2 protein-coding genes are annotated in these 12653 nt (G+C 39.6%); both read right to left on the reverse strand.

All coding sequences use genetic code 11. The features are described from left to right. Positions 1 to 223 precede the first annotated feature (223 nt). Positions 224 to 11983, reverse strand: a complete 11760-nt coding sequence (locus G6R09_RS01900; protein WP_163920235.1) for an L-type lectin domain-containing protein — start codon at positions 11981 to 11983, stop codon at positions 224 to 226. A 231-nt stretch (positions 11984 to 12214) separates the two neighbouring features. Further along, positions 12215 to 12556, reverse strand: coding sequence for a hypothetical protein (locus tag G6R09_RS01905; protein WP_163920237.1), 342 nt, complete (start codon positions 12554 to 12556; stop codon positions 12215 to 12217). Positions 12557 to 12653: the final 97 nt, after the last annotated feature.

Consider the following 12653-nt stretch of genomic DNA (forward strand, 5'->3'; position numbering starts at 1 on the left):
ATTAGAAGATAAACTATTTCCTTATGTTATATAAGTTACTGGATATATCTATTATAGAAATTTAAAAAAGATAACGATTAGTTGATTAGATATTTGAAAATATAATTTCATATTGCAATTTATAATTCTATTTTGCATGACATATTTCAAGATTATATGCTGAAACTTAAATAAAATAAGCAACTGCTTTACAAACGATACCCTCATCCCAATAGACATCGTTCTATTCAATAGTTACTTGATAATAAATAGAACCGTCTTCAGATGGCTGTAATTCACCCATGAACTCAACCTTTATTTGGCCTTTATAACCACTAATATTATTACCATGAAGCGTTATAATATTGCAGTTAAGCCCAGCAGGATAAGTATAATTATTACAATCAAGCGGTTGATCTAATACTGTATATGCTGGCGTATCATCATAAATAGTGACATCAGAAATTGATCCTGTTCCAACATTTTCAAAGTGGATGTCATAGCGTAAGACATCATACGGTTTAGCGGTATTTTGAGTTGTAACACCACTACCTTGAGTGAGATTATTCACTGTTTTTGTCAACTTTAATTCACCCGCACCAACAAAAGTCACTTTGACTGTATCGGTATCAGTGACAATTCGTGAAATACCATGCCCAGATCCAGACACATCTTCAAATACCATGGTGGCTTTTACAGCATACCTTACTGAAGCATTTAATACGGCATCACTTGGAATGTATATTTTGCTTAATAAACATAGATCTGTATTACCAATAACAGTTATAGGCGCTGTAATAACATTATCTATTGTATCAATAGCACCATTACAATTTTGGTCACGGTATAAGGTTATCGACCAATTGTTATTTATAGGAGTGATAACGACATCATCGATAATGAGGTTAATACTACCTGAGGTAAAGGTATGTAGTTGATGGCGCAGTAATACCGAATTATTAGGCTCAACTTCAGTAAAATTATCGGCCTCTAGTGTTGGCGGTTTCACTTTACCAAAATTAAGATATTCAACGTTATCTCCAGCATTCGCTATTACTGTAACTTGGTTATCGGTAACGCTACTACTGCTCGCTTGTGGTATTGAGGAGAGATCACTTTCACTGATATCTATCCAGCTAGCTTGACCAACAACCTTAATGATTACAGGCTGAGTGGCGACTTCTACTGGCAGTAATATTTCATAGCTACCATCACCACGACTTCGTACGGTTGATAAAATATCACCTGGGTTATAACCCACTATCACAACACCTTGATAAAGGGCTTGTACAATAAACCGGCCTAATCCTGCTTCTAGCCCTGATTTCACACCATCATGTGCTGTGGCACTTCCTGCTGCATTATCTTCAAAAATAAAGCCTTTAATAACAATCTGATTGATCAATTCAAAAGGGTAATCTTCCACCTCACCATTAGGTGCCAACATACCTAGTTGTACATCATCTGATGCGTTACATTGATTTGCTTGTTCACATAATCGAAAACGTATGGTGGTATTACCGTTATAGCCCTGAGTATAGGCAGCTGGAAGGAGTAATTGTACTGAGTTAATACCATCAATAACATCGAGCTCATTAACGATTTGCTCTCCGGTATCTCGATAACTACCATTACCGTTCATATCAACCCATACATTAAGTTTCAGCGAGCCTGATGCTTGATTGGTCACTGCGACATCTACGTTAACAATGCTATTTACCACAATACTGGCTGGCATATTGACACCATCTTCATCATCAATATCATGAATATCATCACCGCGTGCATCAGCACTATTGAACTGCGTTAGCTCAGGATCAAACAACAACCCTAAACGATAGTCTGCGACACCATCTGTATCATTATCATAAAATTGATGTGTAACATTACCGTCAATGTCTGCCGTTGAGTCACCATAATCAGCACTCAAAAAACAACCAGCACCATCTAAAGTCTCATTGTAAGCATTGCCCATTGCGGCAATAGCAACAATATCACCAGTGACCGTATTTATTCGATACATTGCGGACCCCGTATGCTCAGGTGAACCATCACGATCGATATCATGCGAGCCATTTTTGGTAATAGCATAAGCAAAAATAGTGTCATCCATCATCAAAGCACCAATAGCACCACCAGCAATAGGCGCACTAGCACCGTTCCAATTGAGGGTAACGCTATTGATGGTGCCTAGGGTTGGATTCAATTGATATAACTGTCCATTTAAAAGATCGGCATTATAGAGATAGCCATCTCTATCAAAAGCCATATCGCCCCCCATTGGGGTTAAGGCACTTTGCAGAGAAACAATCGTAAAGGTTTGATCTTTTAGATGTATTTTTATTAAATTTTGCCATTGCTGATGATGTAAATAAAGGTAGTTACCCGTAGGATCAATCGCACCACGGGTAGCACTATGAATAGTGACGCCATTAACAACATTTGCAAGTGGTTGATTCTTATTAAATACAATCGAGCTTGACGGAATTAGTTGTAGTGTTTGATTAACGGCCGAAACAATACGTCCTAAATTAACCACTTCACTACCACTTTGATCAGTGACGACTAAATGCGCATCGCTATTAACTGAATTGCTATCGGTAACAACGCCATAAATTAAATAGCTTTCAGGATGCATACCAAGACCATTGAAGTGATCAAAATTGGTCAAGCTTGTAATCGTAACCGGTTGCTGTAATGACGTGGTTAATAGTGGTGCAGTATCTGGTTGCAAGCTTTCAAGTCCATAATTACCATTCGCGCCACTTGATAAGGTAAAATTGTTACAGCTGTTGGTAACTAAAGAGACTGCTGTTGTCCATACTTGATAATCTTCAACTTCACCATTACTCGCACTACTTCCCTGTACGACATCATTATACTGATCACATTTCCCCACAGCGGCGCAATAACGCACTCGTAATATGGTCGCACCGTTATATGATCCCATTGCAGTCGTATCTAATGTCAACACTATCGAGTTATCTCCCGCCGTAACAGCATAATTCGTTAGTAATTGTTCACTGCTATCAAAACTGCCTCCGTGTTGATAATCTAACCAAATATTGACCACACCGGGCTGAGTCGCCGAGAGTGTTATAGTGTTTGTACCTGCCTGTAACTGAGCTGGGATAATTACCCCATCTTCGTCTGCTAATGTATATAAGTTGTCATCACGGGCATTCGTACTGGAATGAGCATAAAATTCACTATCCCATAAACTCCCTAAAGAATAATCATTAATGCCATTACTATTATTATCCGAAAATTGATGACTTACAGCGCCATAGCTAGTATCAGCATCGCCATAATCTTTTGCTGTTTCAATACAACCAGCGGCATCAGAATAAGCCAAATTCGAGCCAGAGATAGAGCCTAAATATAATGCTTTTTTAGACAATATATTGAGTTGATATAATGCAGAGCCCACACCATCAAGACTGCCATTTAAATCACTGTCATAATTGCCATCGATCATTAAATATACAAAGCTATCTTCCCCCATCACCATACCGTAACTTGTCGCTGCTGGTACCGTGGTATTAAAATCAATCGCCGTTGTTGCTATTGCGCCACTGGTTGGATTAATAATATAAAGCGTTCTTGCGGCGAGTTCTGTCGCATAAATATTCCCAGTCTCAGCACTAAATACCCAATCAGAGTCAAAAGGTAACGAGAAGCCACCCCCCGTTGTCATGCCAATATCTGGTAGTAATAAATTAACTGCATCAACAGTAAAGGTGTTTAAATTGACGATTAATATTTGAGCACTGTTAATATGCCCTAAATATAAATACTCCCCACTATGATTTATCGTACCTAATTGACCAACTAATGAAGGAAAAGCAGTAATAGGAGCACCGGCAAGAACTGCAGTCATCGCACCTGTAGATACATTTACTATATCGAAACTATTACTCGCAAGCGGAGCACCGACATCCACAATATTGCCTGATTTATCAAACATCGCGATATGGAGCGTATTGCTATTATCAATGAAACTACCATAGAACACCCCTCCGACACGATCAAAAGCAATACCATTGAGATTATCAAACCCTGTTTGATTACTGATAATATTCGATAAACTGTAAGGCTCACTGGCTATATTTAATCCAGCAAAATCAAAACTGGTTGCGCTGCTACCACTGGATTGATAGATACCGTCACATGTTGTACTTGGGAAAACACCTTCAATCACTTTCGCTAAGTGATCTTCTACTTCACCATTACTTGCTGGCCCTGAAATAACATCACATTGCGCCGTTGCATCATCAGTACATAATCGCAATCGTAAATAAGTGTCTCCAGTAACAACTCCCACAAGCCCATTCCAATTTAAAGTCACATTTGCTTGTGTTGTCGTTGCACTAACAGCAATACTGGCTCGCTCTGATAGCTCAAATCCATTAAGTTGATTAAAGTCAACCCAAGCATATAGAGTGGCAGCTTTTCCTGAATTATTCGTGATAGGAACCGTTAAACTACCGCTGCCATTATTTACAAACACACGAACTTGGTTATCAAAACCATCTTCATCATCAGGCGTAGTACCCACACTATCATCACCATAAGCATCTATTTGTGGCGCACCATCAACATCATTATCAGGTTTATTATCACCAATCCATAAATTGTTATTGCGAGTAACATGATAAGGTCCACTTGAACTATTAAGTGTTTGATAACTATCAGGCGCATCACCAAAATCAAGGCCTAATGGCGCATAACGACAACGGGCACCATCATTACTCGACATCGTAAATCCTAAGTTTGACACTATCGTTGCGGTGTAATTTGCTGCAGCACCATTGCCAATTGGAATTTGAAGAACGGGTGCAGATATATTACCTTGAGTGTATTTGCCGTTATTAACAGCATACATATTACCGGCTTGATCAAAATAAATAGCACCATAACCAGAAGTAAAATGATTATTATTATAATTTCTCGTCACACCAGCAGAGATGACCTTATTGACGTTTTTACTATTATCACGAGTATTTGTTGCTGGATCAAAAATAGCAATCGTACCATTACTCCGTAATCCGTATAACTTACCATCAAGTGGGTTGATCGCAAAATCAGCGGTCCCAAATGAAGAAATACTTGGTCGGCCAACTTCTTGCAAATAGGTTTCACTAGCAGGGTTCACATCCACTTTTAAAATATAGCCCGTGTTACCACTGGCCATATAAAGAATGCCGTCATCAGAAATAGTGGCATTATTAAATGCAATATTGATATTGCTTCCCGTCAGAGTTATAGGTAATAAATGGACATTATAATTGCCATCAACTAAACCAATTAACTTGGCATCTGTTTGCGTGATATCACCAATAATATGGTTATATTGCATCATATAACCAACTTGCAGACTGCCATTTTTATAAGCACTTGTAATATTAGCGGCAAGCTCTTCGGTATCACCAGTAAATAAGTCAACCGCAAATAAATCTGCTGGTGTTCGTAGTGATAAATAACCATCAGCATCACACGATGCAAACCCTGGCGCACTTATATCCGCAAAATTATTCCCCGAGTCGTCACTGGTTATCGTACCTAAATCAATAATATTGCTTGAGCTTGATGTATAACCATCAGGATCAGTAATAGTATTGTTTACCAATAAACCATCACTATTGACAGCACCGACTTCTGGCGGACAAACCAACGGTGCTGGTGTGGCCTCATTAGCGGTTTCATAGAGTTTATATTGATGATTGGTTAATGCGGCTAGCGCATAGTCACCATTTGTATTTGTGGTCGTTGATTGACAAGTATTGGTGGTAATATCGTATAAAGTAACTACAACATTACTAATGCCTAACTCGCCAGCATCAAGATTCCCATTGTAGTAACTCATGCCATCGGTAACAGCATTGTTACTATCTGCAAACACCTTACCACTGACTTTAAAACCAACAATTACCGCATAATCTTCAACTTCACCATCAATAGCAAAGCCTGCTGAATCTGTCGCTGTCAATGTTTGAGTTGTTATACGTAAACGTGCAAAAGTGGTTGCAGGTGCAGAAGCGGCAGTAAAACCAGAAAACGATAACGTCGCAGAGCCGTTAGTTGTTGCATCAGCATCATTACATTGCGCTTGAGCAAACTCATTATTACTCGCGTCAAAACTGCCATTGTGATTAAAGTCGACCCACGCATAAACCGTCGCTCCTAAGTCTACATTACCATCATGATCATTACACACCACATCAACTTGATAATCCGTACTATCTATAAAGAAACCTGGCATACCTGTCACAGCATCTTCATCATTGCCAGCACTAATACCAGAAGTATCTACATTATCATCATCAGTAGCAGTATTTGGATTATCTTCGACACCATCTGAAAAACCATCACTATCAGCATCAGCAGCAGTTGAGCCTAAGTAGAGGCTATAGCGATAGCTACCCAACCCATGTTCAGCGCCATTATTAGCACTTAACGTATGATAACTATTCGGTGCATCACCAAAATCTGATGCTTGGCTAAAAGTGATTTTATGATCCTCAATTTCACCACCAACAACAGTACCCGTTGAGGCTTCATCCCATGAGGTTGGGCCAAGATCTTGTGGTAAAGATTGATTACTAATCCGTAAGCGTAAATAACTCGTGCCTTCTTGCACCTGAGTAACATCTATCCAACGTAAAATTGCGGCACCTGTTGAAGATTCATCAACATCGGTACACTCTCGATAAGCATATTCAGAACGCTCAAACTGCTGGTTGCCATTAAAATCAATCCAACCATGAACCGTTGCAGCTAAATCATTACCCGCCACAAAATCATTACAAGGCACATTTAAAGTAAACGTCGATTTAGACGAATCAAACACTAAATTATTAACCGCATCTTCATCGCTCAATAATCGCAACGCCGAATTATCATTAATATCATCTTGATCCGCATCGACACTTTGGTAGGTGCCGGGATCCATATCTGGCTCAATATCACCTAAGAAAATACCGCTCACAGCCCCTATTTCATGGACCGGACCATTACTCTCTAATAAAGTATGAAAAGTGTTATTTGTTCCATCATCAGGTGCATCACCTAAGTCATTAGAAAAGAAAGAAATATCTTGCTCAATAATACATATTTTTTGGGTGTTGGTATAAGCCCCCGTTGATCCTGTCATACCATAGTAAATTAAGTTTGAGCCGCCAAAATAACTATTGACTAAATCCGCTGTTAACGATTCATATAACTGACCATCAAAATAATAATCAAACGTTTGCGTAATTGGATCCCAATCAAAGATGACTTCATAATATTTACCGTCTTCAATATTAGATAAACTGTGATAACTCGTCCCTGGAATCAAGCCTAAATTTGACGTTGATGGCAGCATCATCGTTGTATGATCATTACTGTTACTATCGCTATATTGACCATTTGTCCACGTATCAAATTCAACCCCAATCGAATTACTGATACCTTGAGCACCAAGTCCGCCGCCTAATAAACCTTGTGTTTCTGTGCCTGATGGATCGTTATGCATCACAAATGCAACGCCATCAGCACCATTACCGTCACGAGTTCCCAGATAAACACCAAAACGCAATCGAAATTCAGCCGACATATCAAAGCGATTTTTAGTCCAAAATGCACCGCGTTGGCTCATTTGATCTGCAGTAATTATCACTTCATTAGTGGTGGTATTTACACTCGAGTTTGAACTTGCTGGCATTTTAAATTGATCACCCAGTGCTAAACATTGCACTGGAGCTATCGTAGCTTGATGATCTTCTACTTCTCCAGTCGCAGCATAGCCACTGATAGTGTTACATTCATTTGCATTTTGACAGTATCGTATCCGCGCCCATACTGTCCTATCTGAAGTTACACTGGCAGGCATCGTAAATGCGTGGACGTTACTGCCAGTGGTTACAGACCAATCCGCAATAACGAGATCATTAGCTTCAATAAATTGACCATCATTATCCCAATCAATCCATATCGATGCATAACCATTTTGACTCGCTTCAATCGCAATAGATGATCGATTCCACGCTAAACTATTATTTCCGACAATGCCGCGATAAAGGGCAAATTGAACCCCATCTTCATCATCTCCGTTGCCATTATTATTACTTCCCCCACCTGTAGCCGCATCATCTTCATCAGCTAATGCCCAGCGTGTGGATTCTTCGTCAACACGATCACCTAAATAATAAATACCTGTGGTATGAATCGCCGCTTCTTGGCCTGTTACTTCATAACTTAGTGGTGCATCGCCATAATCACCACTACGGCTAATCATAATCATGTGATCTTCTATTTCACCATCATTAGCAATGGCGATGCTTCTTTCATCTTCAGAAGTTAAACTGAGATCGGTATTACTAAACTGTGCATCAGGCACAATGCGCAACCGCATTACCGTAAAACCGACATCAAATGTCGCGCTGTCTAAATTACCCCAGTTAAGTTGAACCTGACCATCAGTGGCTGGGGTAAAATCAGCACAAGATCCCGCTGTAAATTCATCATTACTGACTTCAAAAATGCCATTACGGTTAAAGTCTATCCATGCATAAACTGGCGCGCCATTACCATTACAGACAAGTGTATGGGAGAAACTTGTCGACTGATTACTGACATTGACGATGTCAGTAATTGCATCTTCGTCGTCAATATTTGGCATAACATCCGTTGTATCATCGGCATCGGCTTGTAAGCTCTGCAATGTTCCATCATCTGAATCTGGCGCAATACTTCCAAGATAAACACTAGCGCCATTCGCCGGAAGAAGATGATAAGGACCATTGGTTGAAGCGAGTGTCGTATAATCATTAACGCCAGCAGTTCCACTATCATTATCATCAGGCGCATCACCATAATCATACTCCGTAACACAGCCAACGTTGATACCATCAATTAAATTACCTTGCCCATCTGAAACCCATTGTACGGGCAGCCAAGCAATACGAGTGATATATTGATTTGCGGGTACGGTATACAATCCTAAATATTGAATAAAACCAACATCCGTCGTGCTTTTTTCATCGGTTAATTGTAGTTGTTGTAAATTATCTGGGGCGCCGATTTGCATTTCAGCTTGCTGATTACCGCCACCACCTGCCACTTTTCTTGGCGACCAATAAAAGTCCCAAGCTAATATTTGCCCTGGCGTAGTAACGATATCTTGATAATACATTTGCGGAATATACGTATTAAGTTCAGCCATATAGCCGCCGGCAGGGGTTGTGGCATTACCTGGACCATAGTTAGTGCGCGATTGAACGAGGTTGCCCGTCAGGTTCCAGTCATAGTTGGTAAATGAATCAGCCGCTTGCGGCCCAATAGACCATCCTGGTACGTCTTCTTCAAGAAAATATTCATTAGTAAGGCCTGGGCTTGGAGTACCGTCAGGTATATCAAAACCGCCATTTTGAATCACTCCTACATTACACCCTGTAATAGAAAGTGAAGGAGCTGCAATGTTAACTAAATAATCTTCAACCTCACCATCACTGGCAAGTCCTGTGGCTGTGGTTATTTCTGTCGCATCAGAAGCATAACGCACTCGCATGTAACTTTCACCGTGAACACTAGAGCTTGGTATACTCAATGTTATGGTGTTATCACCTTGCACAACAGCGACTGATTTAACTAATTCACTGCTACCATTGACCGTGTCAGACCAATCACCATCTTGATTAAGATCGAGCCAAATACTGATAAAACCAGATGCGGAAGCCGTAATAATCAATTCATTATCAACAGTAACGTCTGCGCCATTAACATAATAATTTGTTTGAATAATTGCCTGATTACTCGCACTAATTATCGCATCATTGACATTAAATTGGACACCGTCATCAAACACATCACTATCAGCACCAATGCTGGGCACTGCTTCTGTATCTTGAGCGATATGATTACCACAATTAGCCGCAATAGATGTCCCTAAACACACCCCCGTCACCACTGTATGCCTAGCACCATTGGCGGCACCAAATACAGGATAAGAGGCAGCAGAGTAACCATTGTTTAAATCTATACCTTCAGGTGCATCACCATAATCGGCGCTAATTGCCATAGTGACCGCATAATCTTCAACTTCGCCATACACTGCAGAGCCATAAGCGCGATCATCTCGATGATCACCAATGCTGCTATCAACTAAATTATCATCGGTGATCCGTAAACGTAAATAAGACTCACCAGACTCAATACTCTGATCAACCCATGTTAAAACCGCACTCCCCGATTGAAGAGAAGAATTATCATTACAACTCTGGCTCGCATATTCATTTTCTTCAAACTCACCATTACGATTAGCATCAATCCAGCCATGAACCGTTGCGCCAAGATCACCACTGCCTGCACTAAAATCATTACAAATAACCGTTAATGAAAAATCAGCATTATTTACCACGATGGGAACAACAATACCATCCTCATCATCAGGTGTAGCACCTTTAATATCATCATCAGAAGCGTTAAATTGGATGTCTACACCGTTGTTAAATCCATCAGTATCACTGTCAGGTGCTTGATTACCTAAATAAATAACATCATCAATAATATGCGAAGGACCGCCATTAATTGATAAGGTTTCATAATCACCCTCGCTAGTACCAGTCACGGCATCAGGTGCATCGCCATAATCACACCCAGAAGCATCACTGATCACCATACTCATACCACCAAAAATATAACGTTGGGAGCTTGGATCATTATTATGTGAGGTATGCGCTAGCCAAATCCCTTGAGATGGGTCAAGAGTACGTGCACCTATATGCACTGGAGATTGAGCAATAAGAGAACCATCATCATTCATAACAGTCAGTTGAATTGTTGTTGACTGATCTGATTGAACATACATACTAAGACGATAACGTTTAAATACTGTTGTACTTAATGATCCCGCAACCGAACCAAATTGATTCACAGTGCTATTAACAAAACCACTTATTTCACTATTAGCGCCATTCCAATTGGCATCTTTACCAACCCATGCTGTATAGCTGTTATCAACATCCGTTATAAAAACACCATTCATGTTAGTATGATCAGTAAGCCAAAATAGCAAATCACCATCTCCAGAATTTAAATTTTTCAATCTAAACTCGGCTTCAATACCCACAGGGTAAGTAAATTGTTTTCCTGGTGATAAAACTTCTAATTCAAATCGCTTTGCAGGATGGCTACCACTGGCTGGCATAGAATGCAATTCATCACCGACAATACTCACACCACCTAGTGCGGTATAATTTGCGAGTGTAGTGATATCGGCACCAGTAAGAGCTTGGGCTGAGGAAGAACATGTGAGGATATTGGCTTGGGTAAAATTAGGAGTAACATTAATTTGATGATCTTCAACTTCACCAAATCCTGCAAGCCCTAAAGAACGAGGGTCTTCATCGGTTGCAGATGCCGCACTATCTGTTAATAATTGATCACTAATACGTAAACGCATAAAGAAGCTATTACCGGACGATAACGATGGTAGTGTCGACCAAAGCAGACTTACGCTGATATCACCATTCGCGACGAGCAACGCATCACCTGTTTCTGTCCCGCCATCTACAAACTCATTACGCTCAAATTGACCATTATTATTCCAATCGACCCAAGCATAAAGATAGGCATTATTAAGTGTGGTGTTGTGAACTAATTGAGAGAAAGTTAACGCGGTACTGGTATCATACAAACCAATGTTAGCTAAGTTATCCTCATCATTAGTATTGGTTTGATCGTCAGCGGTTGCTGTAGCGTTTTGTAATGAACCGTCATCTTCATCTGGCGCTGTTTCACCGAGATAAAGGCTTAATAACAGCTCATGACGAGGACCATTATTACTTAACAAGGTACTGTAATCGCTACTATTTGTATCGGGTGCATCACCATAATCATAACTAATATTAGCGTTTGCATTGGCAGATAAAAGCAGTCCATTAACTAGCGTCAACACACACAAAAGGGGAAAATATGCAGAGCTATTTTTTATTTTAGATACAAAGCGATTTGATTTAGGCATTATCAGTCCCCTTGTAATATTTATGCGTCCATTCAATGCTTTTAATTTAATTTTTTACTCATATTTCAGTAAAAAAGCATACTACTCAACTAACTGGTTAATATTAAAAAACAACTATTTAGCATTATAGGAAGCAAAATAGGCATTATTTTAATAATCTCTGTGTTAAATCTGATAACCAATTAATCCTAATTTTCTCAGTTATAATTCGTTATTAAACTTAGGACGAATTTACACCTGACAAGCTGTGTTATTACTGCTACTGACAGCAATAACATTGAAATGAGGGATTAAGGTATATTGATGGCAATTGAGAATGTGACTGGATATTAAGAGATGATGTGTTACTTGAAGTGCCTCATCATTATCAAATTGAACATTTGAACTAATAGAGACGATATGGCTACCACTGATCATGTGCCAGTGATTGTATTTAATCTCGCCTTTGATGCCATCAGAATATGATGCTGTTGCTGCGGGATTTAGAAAGTCAGTTGCAGCTACACGAAAAGGCATAATCGTAACCAATAATGCCATTATCGTTAATACTACTTTTTTTATACTAATACACATGAGCATATGCCCCTTTTTATTAACATAAGGGTACATATGCAGCATACATGCCAAATATAATAGGCACTCAATCAACTCATTAGACGTATATTAGTTG

This window comes from Photobacterium sp. Alg240-V54 (genome assembly GCF_900537155.1).
Classification (GTDB): Bacteria; Pseudomonadota; Gammaproteobacteria; order Enterobacterales; family Vibrionaceae; genus Photobacterium.